The organism is bacterium SCSIO 12844 (assembly GCA_024397935.1).
In the GTDB taxonomy this organism is placed as follows: Bacteria; Pseudomonadota; Gammaproteobacteria; order Francisellales; family Francisellaceae; genus M0027.
Genome location: CP073743.1, coordinates 516229 through 530053, shown reverse-complemented (window position 1 = coordinate 530053; position 13825 = coordinate 516229). Strand labels below are relative to the sequence as shown.

The window sequence follows — 13825 nt, the reverse complement described above, 5'->3', positions numbered from 1 at the left end:
AAACTTTGTACTATCATTATTTTATACGTAATTAATAAACTCAAAGGAAGTTAGTTAATGGGTAAAAAATATTTTCGACTTGTTAAAGATAAAGAAATGATTTGGAATGGTAAAAATATTGATGCCACACCTAAAGGCTTTGGCATTTGGGAAGTGCCACGTCCAAGACCAATTAAAGTTGTCACAGCTGATGAAAAAACAACTAGCGCTTATATCAATATTGATTATGATAAAAATTTCAAACTCTTATTGAAACAGAATTCACGTATTGAAACAGGTGTACAGCTTGTTGCAGATTTAATGCAAATACCTGGTATGACTGCTAATGGTGGCGCTAAAAAAGTTGCTACTGAAATTGCAGGGCTTATTCAAAAATTAATCTCTAAAGTTGATATTGCATTAATTGGTACTATGACAACAACACTTTATCGAACAAGCGAAGATGGAGATGAGCTTGCGCATATTAGATCATCTGCGGATACTGAAGTTACTGGAGAAGTTGATCCATCACATTTTGGTGGCGTTAAATTTACCATTAAAACTGATGTTAGCTCACCTGGAGGTGCCGGAGAAGCAGCTGAGTCTAAACGAGTAAAGTCTTATAACAAACCAGGGAATATTAATGATCGAGTTTCTGATTATGTTTATATTAAATTACCAGCTGAGGGTAAAGTACCTGTAACACTTACAACTACTTTAGAGGGTTCCTTAGAACCTGTTGTTGAACAGAAAAAAGTTAATGAACTTATTGATAATATTATTAAACAACTAAGAAGTGTTGGCGCACTAGAGAAAGTTGGTACTGAAGAAAAAGTTAAATCTCCAAAGCGCGCTTCAGGTGAATCTGATGCTACCTTCTCAGTTAAAATAGCTCAATTTGGTGCTCAACTACTTACTGCATTTAAGGCAGTTTTAAATGCCATACTTGATTCCGTTAAAAGTCGGATTGTTGGTGCATTAGTCAAACAAACAAATTGGCAATTTACTTTGGCTGAAGAAGTACCAGAGCACATTAAAAGGGAATTTAAACTAGCTATGGACCCTACACCCTTAAAAAAGGGAACTACAAAAGTTGCAAAAAGCACTAAAAAATCTACAACTACTAAAAGTAAAGCAACTGTCTCTAAAAAAGCAGTTGCATCTAAAAAATAAACCACTTTATTTTCTAAATAATACTATAAAATATTTAATTAATTATCATCAGACTAACAAATGCTTTAATATATCTTATATAATCATTACACAGTCATTTAACTTGAATTATTTATGAACATCATCGACAGTCATATCCATTTATGGGATATAGAAAATAACTACAATCAATGGATTTTTTTATCTGATGACTTTAAAGCCATTCAAAAATCCTTTACTTTAGAAGCCATTAAAACATCACTTGATCATCCTCTTAAAGGTATTGTGCATATTGAAGCACATGATTCAAAAGTTGATACACTTAAAGAAACTCAATGGCTTATTAAAGAAGCGCAAAAACATCCAGAGATTAAACTTAAAATCATTGCCTTTGTTGATATTTTACAATCTCCAAATACATTTAAAACTGCTATCGAGCGTTTGCTAGAATACCCAGAAGTTATTGGTATTCGCCATATTTTAGCGCATCAAGACTTAGCCCATTATAACCCGATGCAATCAGATGAAAGTACTAACTCAAACTTGATTGAAAACTTGCAAATATTAGCTGATTATAACTTAATTTTTGAAGCACAATTCTACCCAAAACAATGGCTTAAACTCATGCCTTTTTTAGATCAATTCAAAGGCAAGATTATGCTTGAACACTTATCATTACCCATTATGGATAATGATAATGAATTTCACTTGTGGACTCAAGCCATTGAATCACTTAAGCCATTTAAATCGATTTATATTAAAGTCTCTGGCTTAAATATGTTTAAAAGTAATTTTAAACTAAATGAACTCAATAAGCTTTTAAATTATTTAGTGGATACAATCGGCATTGAGCGCTTAATTTATGGTAGTAATTTTCCAGTTGATTTTAATGATAATTATTCAACATGGTTGAATCAATTAAAACAAACTAATTTAAATGATGCTGACAAAAAAAAGCTTTTCTTTGACAATGCCAATCAATTTTATGCATTTAACTTTTAAGTAAAATAAGGAAAAATTTATCAATGACAAAAACAATCATTATCTCTGGTGCTTCATCAGGGATTGGAGAGGCTTGCCTTGAATTATTTTTAGCCAAAAATTGGCAAGTTTTTAATTTAGATATTAACGAACCTAAACACAATAAGGATTGCTGGATTAAATGTGATTTAACCAATAGCAATAAAATTACTCAGGCTATCAAACAAATTCAAACACAGACAAATACAGTTGATGCTCTCATTTCAAATGCTGGCAAACACTTCTCTGCGACAATTGAAAATACAACGGATGAAGATTTTTATGATGTTATCAATACCAATTTAAAATCGACTTTTGTCTTAATTCGTGAAGTAATACCTATGATGAAAGCAAATAACAGCGCTCATATTATTACCATAGGTTCTGACCAATGTAGTATAGCCAAACCAAGCTCTGCTATTTATGGTTTAACGAAAGCTGCCATTGGTCAATTAACAAAAAACATTGCATTAGATTATGCTAAGTACAATATCACTGCAAACTGCATTGCAGCGGGTACAATTGATACAGAATTATACCAAGCGGCTGTAAAACGTTATAGCGATCGATCAGGCATTGCATTAGCTGATATTCACAGTGAAGAAGCGAACCTTCAACCACTTAAACGTATTGGTAAAGCCAATGAAATTGCTGAATTAGCGTACTTTTTAGCATCAGGTAAAGCATCTTATATAACAGGCGCTATCTTACCCATTGATGGTGGTTATACTGCGCAATGAGCATTCGCTTGAATGGTTACAATCTGAATACATAAAGCCAAAACTTCAGATGCTTGGGTAATTTCAGCTACTGTTGGCATCGAAGGTGCAATACGAATATTGGCATCACTTAAATCATTACCATAAGGATAGGTGGCGCCTGCCTTAGTTAGTTTTACGCCCACTTCACTTGCCATTTCAACAACTTGTTTAGCTAAGCCATCTTTAGTATTTAAACTAATAAAATAGCCACCGGTTGGCTCAGTCCATGTAGCAAACGCCCCATCAGTACCTAATTCTTTCTCTAACACTCTTAATACAGCATCAAATTTTGGTTTTAAAATGCGCGCATGTTGGCGCATATGATGCAATAAGCTATCTTTCGTCTCAATAAAGTACAAATGCCTTAATTGATTTAACTTATCATAACCAATGGTTTGGTAAGAAAGTTTTTCTTTAAACCACTGAGTATTTTCACTACTGGATGAAACTAAAGCAACACCACCCCCAGCAAAGGTAATTTTACTGGTTGATGCAAATGAAAATACGCGATTTGGATGATTTTCATCATCACAAGCACTAAATATATCTAATAAGTGATCGGGTTCATCATGCAGATAATGAACGGCATATGCATTATCCCAAAATATTCTAAAATCATTAGCTGCCGTTTTCATTGAAGCTAAACGTTTAACCGTCTCATCCGAATACGTCTCACCAGTTGGGTTGCTGTATTTTGGCACACACCAAATCCCTTTAATTGCAGCATCATTTTTAACTAAATGCTCAACTTCATCCATATCAGGGCCAGAGCCTGTTAATTTTACAGGTATCATTTCAATACCTAGTGACTGACAAATACCAAAATGACGGTCATAGCCAGGTGATGGGCAAAGAAACTTTACTTTTTCTTTTGACCAAGTTGTATTCGCCCCTGGCAAAGGGTGTAACATCATAGCTGAGATAACATCATACATAAGCTTCAATGATGAGTTACCACCTAAAACAATATTATCTGCCTTTAAGTCAAAACACTCTGCAAATAATGCTTTTAATTCTGGTAACCCTGCTAGTAAATTTGGCGTACTATAATTACGACAATCTACTTTTGAAGCACTCATATAATCACTTTCATTTAGAATCGATAATAACGGTAAAGACAAATCAAGCTGTGCTTGAGAAGGTTTACCACGGGTCATATCCAGTGCTAAATTTTGTGCTTTAAATTGCTCATAACGCGCTTTTAATGATTCTAAATCAGCCATACTCTTCTCACAACCTTCTTTAAGTCTTTATAAGTCAATAGCAATTGATCAATTCCAAGGTGGATTAACCCATAAATAAACGTAAATACCAATATATAACAAACAAAATATATATGGCATTACACTCTCTAGTCGGTGTAATGGGTTCAACGCGCCTTTAAGCACAACTGCTTTACGTTCAGCCTGCCATACTGCTGATGGCATACGTTTCTCTAATTCACCAATAATTTTTTCTTTAATGGTTACACTATGTCGATAAAATCGCACCAAACGCCACCAAGCATAACAAATTGCTAATAAACCCAATAATGGAATTAACATTAAAAACATCGACACGCCACTTGTTGCACGACTTAAGCCTAAGGCCATAATACTAACAACTGAAATATTAACGATCATAAAAAATAGATTAATTAATGTTCTTCTAAATGATGCTCGATCTGCCATTTCAACATAAATTTTATACTGCTCCATCAACAAGCGATAAAACTGGTCATTACTTAGATTATCATCGCTTTCTTCGTTCCATAACGCTTCGATACGAATGTGATCATACGCACGACTCATAGATACACTCCTATATTTATTTCCTCTTCATATTAGACAGAATTAATGCAAACGTCTAGTTAGCAATTGATATTAATTCAATTGACTTTATGAAATATAAAATAATTATCGTCGAATGACTTCATTTGAGATTAAATCAATAATTTGACTTGGTGATTGTGCGCTACCGATCTGAGCATCAAATACACCACTTATTTTATCCTCAAAATACTTTAATACTTCATCAACTGTAATTGCTGGCGGCTGTCCTTGTAAATTTGCACTTGTTGAAATAAGCACTGAGTTTAATGTTTTTGATAAATAGGCCAATACCGGATGCTTGGTAATCCGAATAGCGATTGAGTTGAAATTCCCTGTAATATACTTAGGCACTGATACCTTGCTAGGCACAATCCAAGTAGTTGGTTTATCATACTTGGCATTTAATTTTTTTTGATGCTCATCGGTTAACTGTGAGTCATCAATCCAGTCTTTAAATACTTCCAACTGATGACCAACTAATATCAATCCTTTTGATTGTAGGCGGCCTTTCAGCATTAAAATTTGATTAACCGTGTCATTAGATGGTAATGCAGATAAACCAAAGCATGCTTCAGCAGGTAAAGCAATCACTCGATGATTTTGTAACTGTTCTATTGCTACGTTAAAATCTTTAATAATTTCAGTTTTCATTATTTTTGCTATACTTTTATAAATTAATAATAATTTTTTGGTATTTAATTATGATTAAAACAACCATTTTTTTCTTTATTGCTATTCTATCACTAGGCATACTCGCCTGCACGCAAAAAAGTTTTGATGTTGCACCAGGAAAACCTCAACCTCAATCAAATGCGCATATAAACCAACCTCATGGCGTACCAAGTAACTCACATCCACTATTTGTTGAAGAGTTTTATTTTAACGCGCAAAATACAAGCGCAAAAAATACAAAAGCATCTTCTGGCAAAACATTAGCACCATCATCTGATACAAATCAAAATAATTAATTGCATTTAGATAGCTTCAACCTACCTTTTTCATTTATACTCTGTAAGTATAAGGATTAATTTAGCGCATACTATTTTTATGTTTTTATTTGAAAACTTAAACTGCAAGTTAGCAAACTACTGTAGCAATGAAGATCGCCAAGAAATTGCTAAAGCATTTATCTTTGGTGCAGATGCTCATGAAACTCAAAAGCGTAGCTCAGGAGAACCCTATTTTACCCATCCTGTTGCTGCAGCTGAAGTTTTAACCGATATCAAAGCAGATAAAGAAACACTAATTGCTGCATTACTACACGATACAGTTGAAGATACTGAAGTTACCTCTGAAGATATTAAAGCTAATTTTGGCCAAGAAATTGCCAATCTTGTCGACGGTGTAACAAAGCTACTAAAAATTCAATTTAAATCCAAGCAAGAAGCACAAGCTGAAAATTTTAGAAAAATGATGTTAGCGATGGCACATGACTTACGTGTTATTGTCATTAAGCTTGCTGATCGCTTACATAATATGTCAACGCTTGGACCACTACGTCCTGATAAACGACGACGTATTGCACATGAGACATTAGAAATTTATGCACCCTTAGCACACCGCCTTGGTATGCATGATTTTAAATCACAACTAGAAGAATTAGCTTTTGAAGCGCTTTACCCATTTCGATATAGAATTTTAAAAGCCAATGTTAAGCAAGCCATTGGTAATAGAAAACGCTTACATGAAAAATTAAAAGCACTGTTAATTGATCATTTAAAAGAGCTTAATATCCCTGAAAATTATCATATTACTGGGCGTCAAAAACATTTATATAGCATTTATCGAAAAATGCAAAAACGAAAACTACCGCTATCTGAGATTATGGATGTTTATGGTTTTCGCATTATCACTGAGAATGTTACTGAGTGCTATCAATTACTTGGTGCAGTTCATAGCTTATTTAAGCCCCTACCAGGGCGATTTAAAGATTATATTGCACTACCTAAGGCTAATGGCTATCAATCACTACATACCACTTTACTTGGCCCTTATGGCGTACCAATTGAAGTTCAAATACGAACACGCGAAATGGATTATATGGCAGAGCAAGGCATTGCAGCTCACTGGCTTTATAAATCTAAAGGCTTAACTGAACAAAAAGCAAAACAGTGGATTGAACGCTTATCTGAAATTCAAGAGCATACGGATTCATCCATTGAGTTTGTTGAGAACGTTAAAGTTGATTTATTCCCAGATGAAGTGTATGTATTTACGCCAACCGGTGAAATTATTGAATTACCACGTGATGCAACACCTGTTGACTTTGCTTATGCCATTCATACCGAAATTGGTAATCACTGTATTGCTGCGCGTGTTAACCGTCGAATGACGCCATTAAGCTACACACTTGCCCATGGAGAAACAGTTGAGATTATTACTTCTCCTACTGCAAGCCCTAACCCTGCCTGGCTTAATTTTGTCAAAACGGGTAAAGCTAAAAGTGCCATTAGGCAATACATTCGTGAACAAGCAAATGATGAAGCATTTAACCTTGGTAAACGCTTAGTTAACCGCTTTTTGATATTAAATAAATTAAATATTGACCAAGATTTAACTGATCCTATGATCGAGCGCATCACTAAGGAATACGGCGTTAATTCATTAAAAGCTTTATTAATTAAAATTGGCCGTGGTGAGAAAGAACCAACTGAGATTGCTAAATTTATTTTTAAATGCATCCGTGATAAAGAGCCACGGTATAAATCAGGTGCCTCTATTTTCAGCCCAGCATTACTTGTTCATGGTAATGAATCAACCAATATTAATTTTGCTAAGTGCTGCTATCCGATTCCCGGCGATAAGATTTTAGGTATTATGATTCCTAATCAAGGCTTAGAGGTACATCATCGTAAATGTAATGAACTAAAAAAACAAAAAGTCCTTAAACGAAACCCACATCAGATTGTTCGTACTGATTGGGGAGATAATGTTAATCAACGTTTTGCTTGTCAACTACAGATAGAAACTGCCAACTATACCGGCGCTATTGCCGATATTGCAACGGTTATTGGCAATATGGGCATTCATATTCAACAAATTAATGTTGAAGAATCTGATAGTATTTATGGTGTTTTATCAATGATTATTGAAGTAGCCAATCGAACAGAGCTTGCAAGCTCTCTACGTGCGCTTAAACGCCTACCACGAGTTTATCGTGTTATACGCCGTTTTAAAGTGAAACAAAAAGCAACGTTAATACAGTAACCACCAAACACAAAAAAGCCCACTTAATTTTTAAATTAAACGGGCTTTTATCTTAATGTATATTTTAAAGGATATAAGACTTATGCAGTTTCTAAGGCACGAATCTTAGCATTCAAGCGACTCTTATGACGAGCAGCTTTATTTTTGTGGATTAAACCTTTAGTTGCATAGCGATCAAGAATCGGAACTAATGTTTTAAACGCTTCTTTCGCTTGGTCAACGTCTTTTACTTCAACTGCCTTTAATACTTTTTTCATAAAAGTACGCATCATTGAACGACGAGCCATGTTATGCTTACGGTTTTTTTCCGCTTGGCGTGCTCTTTTAGCTGCTTGTTTACTGTTTGCCAATGTTATTCTCCAGTTTTATCTATATTAAAGTTAGTTATATTTCATTTACACTAAAAAATGAACAACAACATACCTTGCCTTTATGCATTTGTCAATTTTTTGTTATCATAATTCTTTAAAAAGGTATCTCATCATCATTAAAGTCTTTGTCTAATTCTGCTAACGATGGAGTCGCTTGTTCAGTTACTGGTGTTTTACGCTCAGTTGAGTCAGCCTGCGAAGCATAATCATCACTTTGATAAGCTTGACTATCAGAGCGAGAACCAATTAATTGAAGTTCGCTTGCAACGATCTCTGTTGTATAACGATCCATGCCTTGCTGATCTTGCCATTTATTCGTACGGATACGCCCTTCAATATAAACCAATGAACCTTTTTTACAATATTCAGCTGCGACTTCTGCTTGTCTTGCAAATAGGACAACACGATGCCACTCAGTTGTTTCAACAAACTGACCACTGTTTTTATCTTTATAACCATCATTTGTTGCTAGACGTAAATTAACAACAGTCATACCACTTGGTGTTTGACGAACTTCTGGATCTGCACCTAAACGCCCTAATAAAATTACCTTATTAATTGTACCTTTTGCCATAACCATTTCCTTTTTTGTTGTTGACGGGTTGTCTCTTTATGTGACACTTTATGCTTAACCGATACCAAATTGCAAGGAAAAACACACAAAATTCATTAAAATATATCAAAATCAATTAGCTAATTAAAAAAAAGTAGGTTAAACTTATTTAAGTTATAACTTTAGAGATAAAAACACAGCATTAGCTAAAAAAGTTTCATGAAAAACTTTGACACAGCTTACACCTTTGATTACAATGCGCAAGTTTAGACTAAGTTATATATTTATAAATTAACAGGCAAACTACATTATTTAAGTGAGGTGAGATTTAGCATGCCATCAGTTCGCGTCAAAGAAACAGAGCCATTTGACATAGCATTACGTCGTTTTAAGCGTACTTGTGAAAAAGCAGGTATTATGTCTGAGTTACGTCGTCGTGAATTCCACGAAAAGAAAACTTGGGAAAGAAAACGTAAAAAAGCTGCAGCAGTCAAACGCCATCTGAAAAAACTGCACCGTGAAGCACAGTTCCGCCAACGTTTGGCGTAACGCTTTCACTACTCTAACTATAATAATAAATGGGAGAGTCTATGTCTGAAATACAGGCACAATTGGTGCAGGACATGAAAACTGCCATGAAAAATAAAGATAAAGACCGCCTTAATACCATTAGAATGGCTTTGGCGGCTTTAAAACAAATCGAGATTGATGAAAAAGCAACCATCACCGATGAGCTTGCAATTTCGACCTTGACTAAAATGATCAAGCAACGCAAAGACTCAGCAGAGCAATATCAAAAAGCACAACGTGATGAGCTAGCTGAAAAAGAGTTACTTGAAATATCTATCTTACAACAATATCTACCTCAACAACTGAGTGAGTCAGAAATTAATGAGCTAATTAATCATGCCATTGATACAACTGACGCTAGCACAATGAAAGACATGGGGAAAATAATGTCCATAGTTCGCCCACAATTAATCGGACGTGCTGATATGGGCATTGTTAGTCAACTGATCAAATCAAAACTTGGTTAACCTAGAATGGGCAAGGGATTAATCCCACAAGATTTCATTAATCAACTTGTTGCATCTAGCGATATTGTTGAAATCATTGGCAAAGCAATACCTTTAAAAAAACGCGGCATTAATTTAACTGCCTGCTGCCCCTTTCATGATGAGAAAACTCCTTCCTTTTATGTTAGCCCGCAAAAACAAATCTATCACTGCTTTGGCTGCGGCGCTGGCGGCAATGTAATTGGCTTTCTAAAAGAATATGAACGCTTAAACTTTGTTGAGACTGTTGAAGAGTTGGCATCCCTCCAAGGCTTATCTGTTCCTTATGAGCTTAACAATAGCCAACAGAGCACATCAAATACAAATGATGATCATAGCAAGCAATTAATTGACCAGCTATATGAAATAACAGATAAAGCAAATAAGCTCTTTCACTGGCAACTAAAACATCACTCAAACGCTAATGAAGTCATTGAGTATATTAAATCCAGAGGCATTAGTGCTGAGACTGCAAAGCTATTTGCATTAGGATTTGCACCTGATCAGTGGCGTATCTTACTTGATACTTTTTCTGATAAATATGACCTTGATTTACTTGAAAAATCAGGACTTATTGTACAAAACCAATCTGGACGTTATTATGATAAATTCAGAAATCGTCTGATATTTCCAATTAGAAATCGACAAGGCAAACTAATTGCATTTGGCGCTCGCGCATTAAATAATGAACAACAACCCAAATATCTAAATTCACCTGAAACAGCTATTTTTCATAAAAGCAATGAAATCTATGGCTTATATGAACTACGTAAATTACGTATTCAAGTTAACTATCTATTGATTACTGAAGGGTATTTAGATGTCATAAGCTTACATGAACATGGGTTTAAGCAAGCGGTTGCAACTTTGGGTACTGCATTAACCGAACAACATATCAAGCGCCTGTTTAGAGAAACACAAACGCTTATTTTTGCCTTTGATGGTGATACCGCTGGCAAACAAGCAGCCATTCGAGCATTAACAATGATATTGCCAATGCTAAATCACAACCGTCAAGTGAAGTTTTTAACATTACCAGATGATGAAGATCCTGATAGCTATATCAAAAAATACGGCTTAAATCATTTTCAAGCATTGGTTAACCAAGCAACACCTGCACTTGAGTACGCACTAGCTTCTATCACAGATAAAGATGATGATAGTGCTGATGCTAAAGCAAGAATGTTTGAAAAAGCCATTGAACTATTACTTAAAATGGATATTAGCTACCAAACCGTATTTAAACAAATACTCGCTCAACAGTTTAAACTAACTGAAAAGCAATTAGATCATACCATTAGAACTTATCAAAAAAGAAATATTCATAAACAAACAGCATCACAACAAAAAAAACCAATCACAAAGCCGCTTAAATTAATTAAAGAACGCCTATCACTAGAAGAAAAAGCAATTGCGCTTATCTTACAACAGCCTCAAGCTGCATCTGATATTCATATACCTAAAGAATTAACTGAAGATACAAATATTACTTTAATGCTATTAATGAATCTAATTACAAAAGCACAACAATTACCATATACGCAATTATTACTTGAGCATATGACTGAAGAATACCCACAACAAAAGCAATACCTCTTTGCAATTTCAGCAATTGATTTTCCATTTTTAAGCCTAAAAGAGGTTCAAACTGAACTAAATGCAACTTTTATCAAATTAAAACAAAAAAATGATGATATACTGCTTAGTAGGCTGATTGAAAAAAGCAAGCACACCCCGCTTAACATACAGGAGAAAAAACTATTGAAACAACTACTTAGCAGACATTGAAATAAATAAGTAAAAAATTAATCAATAATTGAGGCAAAAATTGGACAAATTCAACAATCTGTTTTACAATTTCTGCCTTGATCCAGTGTCTAAAAAATAGCAAAACAAAAGAGAACAGAAATTATGGCTGTTGAAAATAACCAAGAAGAACAAATGTCATATATTAAAACGCTAATAGCCTTAGCTAATGAGCAAGGTTATTTGACTTATGCTGATATTAATGACCATCTATCTGACGAAACAACTGACCCAGAGCATTTAGAAGAAGTTATTCAAGCTTTAAACGAGATGGGAATTCGCGTATTTGAAAATACACCGGATGAAGATGAATTATTACTATCTGATACAACAGATGATACAGCAGAAGCTGCTGCACAAGCATTGGCTTCAGTTGGCTCTGAACTAGGACGAACAACTGACCCAGTGCGGATGTATATGCGCGAGATGGGATCAGTTGACTTACTAACTCGCCATGGCGAGATTAAAATTGCTAAGCGTATTGAAGAAGGTACTCGCCAAGTTATTGAAACACTATCTGAATGCCCTATTACTGCTCAAAATCTACTAGCCAAATATGAAGAGTTATTACAAGAAGCTGAAGAAAATTTAGCTGAAGAACTAGCGGATGATGAAAATATTGAAGATATCGCCGTCTTATTATCTCCTACAAAGCTTGCAGAGTTATTAACTGGGTTTAACTCCCCTGATGATATAGATACTTCTGCAACCGATGTAGGCTCTATGCTTGATGATCCTGAGCATACATTAGAAGATGATGCAGTTGCTGCTCCCGCTACAAATGATATGGATGATGATAATGGTGACGCTTCAACCCCTCAAGAAGATCAAGGGCCTGACCCTGAAGTTGCATCGCTTTATTTTGGCCAACTAAGAGATAAGCTAGAAGCGTTATATACAATTCGCAAAAAAGGCTCATCTGAATACAAACAAGCAATACAAGAGCTAAAGCAAGTATTCTTATTATTTAAATTTGCATCGCCTCAACTAAATCGCATGATTAATGCTTTAAGAGGTTATATGAGCGAAGTACGCCTTGCTGAACGACGCATTATGCAAATATGCACTGCAAAAGGTCGTATGACTCGCCAAGTATTTATCTCAAGTTTTAATGGCAATGAAACCAACTTAAATTGGATTGATAAAATCGTTACTAAATATAACAGTATTCGTCCATTTAAAGATGAGATTGTAAACCTTCAAGAGGCTATGATCCAAGTTGAAGATAATACGACAATGTCAATTGAAGAGTTAAAAGCTGCTAATAAGCAAATGTCTGTTGGTGAAGCTGTTGCAAGACGCGCTAAAAAGGAAATGATTGAAGCAAACCTACGCCTTGTTATCTCAATTGCTAAAAAATATACCAATCGCGGCCTACAGTTCTTAGATTTAATTCAAGAAGGTAATATCGGCCTGATGAAAGCCGTTGATAAATTTGAATATCGTCGTGGTTATAAATTCTCAACTTATGCTACCTGGTGGATACGTCAAGCAATTACACGCTCTATTGCTGATCAGGCACGCACGATCCGTATTCCTGTGCATATGATTGAAACGATTAATAAACTCAATCGTATCTCTCGCCAAATGGTTCAAGAAACAGGTAAAGAACCAACACCTGAAGAGCTAAGCGAAAAGATCGAAATGCCTGAAGATAAAATTCGCAAAATCCTAAAAATTGCTAAAGAGCCGATTTCGATGGAAACGCCAATTGGTGATGATGAAGATTCACATTTAGGTGATTTTATTGAAGATCAAGGCACCGACTCTCCAGTTGATAGTGCAACAAATGAAAACTTGCGTGAAGCAACACGTCAAATATTAGATGCGCTAACACCAAGAGAAGCAAAAGTTTTACGTATGCGTTTTGGTATTAATATGAATACCGATCACACACTAGAAGAAGTTGGCAAGCAGTTTGATGTTACGCGTGAGCGTATTCGTCAAATTGAAGCCAAAGCACTAAGAAAATTAAGACATCCTTCACGTTCTGAAGCACTAAAAAGCTTCTTATCTGATGAAACAGAGTCTTGATTATTTTTAATCAAGTTTATAACTGAATTTTTCTTTTCTTTCTTAGTCTATTTTCTTTTATAATACCAAGTATGTT

At 34.9% G+C, this 13825-nt stretch carries 14 protein-coding genes; 9 read left to right on the top strand and 5 right to left on the bottom strand.

The features are described from left to right. The first annotated feature begins 57 nt into the window (after window positions 1-57). The 3 genes from KFE69_02575 to KFE69_02565 all read left to right on the top strand — a co-directional run bounded on the left by KFE69_02575 (window position 58) and on the right by KFE69_02565 (window position 2891). The gene (locus tag KFE69_02575; protein UTW43046.1) at window positions 58-1152 is read left to right on the top strand and encodes a hypothetical protein; all 1095 of its coding nucleotides are present in this window, start codon (window positions 58-60) and stop codon (window positions 1150-1152) included. A gap of 114 nt (window positions 1153-1266) precedes the next feature. After that, complete coding sequence (locus tag KFE69_02570) at window positions 1267-2133, top strand: amidohydrolase family protein (protein UTW43045.1); 867 nt, start codon at window positions 1267-1269, stop codon at window positions 2131-2133. Between the two features lie 23 nt (window positions 2134-2156). Further along, window positions 2157-2891, top strand: coding sequence for an SDR family oxidoreductase (locus KFE69_02565; GenBank protein UTW43044.1), 735 nt, complete (start codon window positions 2157-2159; stop codon window positions 2889-2891). Here the strand turns inward: KFE69_02565 and KFE69_02560 are convergent. The 3 genes from KFE69_02560 to KFE69_02550 form a co-directional block, all read right to left on the bottom strand. Further along, on the bottom strand, window positions 2876-4135 hold the full coding sequence (locus KFE69_02560; protein UTW43043.1) for an aminotransferase class I/II-fold pyridoxal phosphate-dependent enzyme: 1260 nt from the start codon (window positions 4133-4135) through the stop codon (window positions 2876-2878). The genes KFE69_02565 and KFE69_02560 overlap by 16 nt on opposite strands. A 48-nt stretch (window positions 4136-4183) precedes the next feature. Next, on the bottom strand, window positions 4184-4702 hold the full coding sequence (locus KFE69_02555; GenBank protein ID UTW43042.1) for a hypothetical protein: 519 nt from the start codon (window positions 4700-4702) through the stop codon (window positions 4184-4186). 105 nt (window positions 4703-4807) lie between these two features. Further along, window positions 4808-5374: a Sua5/YciO/YrdC/YwlC family protein gene (locus tag KFE69_02550; GenBank protein ID UTW43041.1), complete on the bottom strand. Its 567-nt coding sequence runs from the start codon at window positions 5372-5374 to the stop codon at window positions 4808-4810. Between the two features lie 50 nt (window positions 5375-5424). Between KFE69_02550 and KFE69_02545 the strand changes: the two genes are divergently transcribed. Both KFE69_02545 and KFE69_02540 read left to right on the top strand, forming a co-directional pair. Continuing rightward, window positions 5425-5691: a hypothetical protein gene (locus tag KFE69_02545; protein UTW43040.1), complete on the top strand. Its 267-nt coding sequence runs from the start codon at window positions 5425-5427 to the stop codon at window positions 5689-5691. Window positions 5692-5770: 79 nt separating this feature from the next. Beyond that, window positions 5771-7930 carry a bifunctional (p)ppGpp synthetase/guanosine-3',5'-bis(diphosphate) 3'-pyrophosphohydrolase gene (locus KFE69_02540; GenBank protein UTW43039.1) on the top strand — a complete coding sequence of 720 codons (2160 nt, stop codon included), beginning with the start codon at window positions 5771-5773 and terminating at the stop codon, window positions 7928-7930. 80 nt (window positions 7931-8010) lie between these two features. On the opposite strand, the gene rpsT is transcribed toward KFE69_02540, so the two are convergent. After that, entirely contained in the window at window positions 8011-8280 is a 270-nt protein-coding gene (gene rpsT / locus KFE69_02535; protein UTW43038.1) for a 30S ribosomal protein S20, read from the bottom strand. A 115-nt stretch (window positions 8281-8395) separates the two neighbouring features. Then, window positions 8396-8875 carry a single-stranded DNA-binding protein gene (gene ssb, locus KFE69_02530; protein UTW43037.1) on the bottom strand — a complete coding sequence of 160 codons (480 nt, stop codon included), beginning with the start codon at window positions 8873-8875 and terminating at the stop codon, window positions 8396-8398. Window positions 8876-9187: 312 nt separating this feature from the next. Between ssb and rpsU the strand changes: the two genes are divergently transcribed. The 4 genes from rpsU to rpoD all read left to right on the top strand — a co-directional run bounded on the left by rpsU (window position 9188) and on the right by rpoD (window position 13749). After that, the gene (rpsU, locus tag KFE69_02525) at window positions 9188-9403 is read left to right on the top strand and encodes a 30S ribosomal protein S21 (protein UTW43036.1); all 216 of its coding nucleotides are present in this window, start codon (window positions 9188-9190) and stop codon (window positions 9401-9403) included. Window positions 9404-9444: 41 nt separating this feature from the next. Beyond that, window positions 9445-9891: a GatB/YqeY domain-containing protein gene (locus KFE69_02520; protein UTW43035.1), complete on the top strand. Its 447-nt coding sequence runs from the start codon at window positions 9445-9447 to the stop codon at window positions 9889-9891. 6 nt (window positions 9892-9897) lie between these two features. Next, a complete protein-coding gene (gene dnaG / locus KFE69_02515; protein ID UTW43034.1) occupies window positions 9898-11697 on the top strand; it encodes a DNA primase in 1800 nt (599 codons plus the stop codon). 123 nt (window positions 11698-11820) lie between these two features. Further along, window positions 11821-13749 (top strand): RNA polymerase sigma factor RpoD, encoded by a 1929-nt coding sequence (gene rpoD / locus KFE69_02510; GenBank protein ID UTW43033.1) that lies wholly within the window; start codon window positions 11821-11823, stop codon window positions 13747-13749. The last annotated feature ends 76 nt before the right edge of the window (window positions 13750-13825 follow it).

What these genes read in the sequence shown, in the direction of transcription:
- rpoD (UTW43033.1), top strand. Translation starts at nt 11,821, where the DNA reads ATGGCTGTTGAAAATAACCAAGAAGAACAAATGTCATATATTAAAACG.
- ssb (UTW43037.1), bottom strand. Translation starts at nt 8,875, where the DNA reads ATGGCAAAAGGTACAATTAATAAGGTAATTTTATTAGGGCGTTTAGGT.
- dnaG (UTW43034.1), top strand. Translation starts at nt 9,898, where the DNA reads ATGGGCAAGGGATTAATCCCACAAGATTTCATTAATCAACTTGTTGCA.
- KFE69_02540 (UTW43039.1), top strand. Translation starts at nt 5,771, where the DNA reads ATGTTTTTATTTGAAAACTTAAACTGCAAGTTAGCAAACTACTGTAGC.
- KFE69_02570 (UTW43045.1), top strand. Translation starts at nt 1,267, where the DNA reads ATGAACATCATCGACAGTCATATCCATTTATGGGATATAGAAAATAAC.
- KFE69_02555 (UTW43042.1), bottom strand. Translation starts at nt 4,702, where the DNA reads ATGAGTCGTGCGTATGATCACATTCGTATCGAAGCGTTATGGAACGAA.
- KFE69_02560 (UTW43043.1), bottom strand. Translation starts at nt 4,135, where the DNA reads ATGGCTGATTTAGAATCATTAAAAGCGCGTTATGAGCAATTTAAAGCA.
- rpsU (UTW43036.1), top strand. Translation starts at nt 9,188, where the DNA reads ATGCCATCAGTTCGCGTCAAAGAAACAGAGCCATTTGACATAGCATTA.
- KFE69_02520 (UTW43035.1), top strand. Translation starts at nt 9,445, where the DNA reads ATGTCTGAAATACAGGCACAATTGGTGCAGGACATGAAAACTGCCATG.
- KFE69_02550 (UTW43041.1), bottom strand. Translation starts at nt 5,374, where the DNA reads ATGAAAACTGAAATTATTAAAGATTTTAACGTAGCAATAGAACAGTTA.
- KFE69_02545 (UTW43040.1), top strand. Translation starts at nt 5,425, where the DNA reads ATGATTAAAACAACCATTTTTTTCTTTATTGCTATTCTATCACTAGGC.
- KFE69_02575 (UTW43046.1), top strand. Translation starts at nt 58, where the DNA reads ATGGGTAAAAAATATTTTCGACTTGTTAAAGATAAAGAAATGATTTGG.
- KFE69_02565 (UTW43044.1), top strand. Translation starts at nt 2,157, where the DNA reads ATGACAAAAACAATCATTATCTCTGGTGCTTCATCAGGGATTGGAGAG.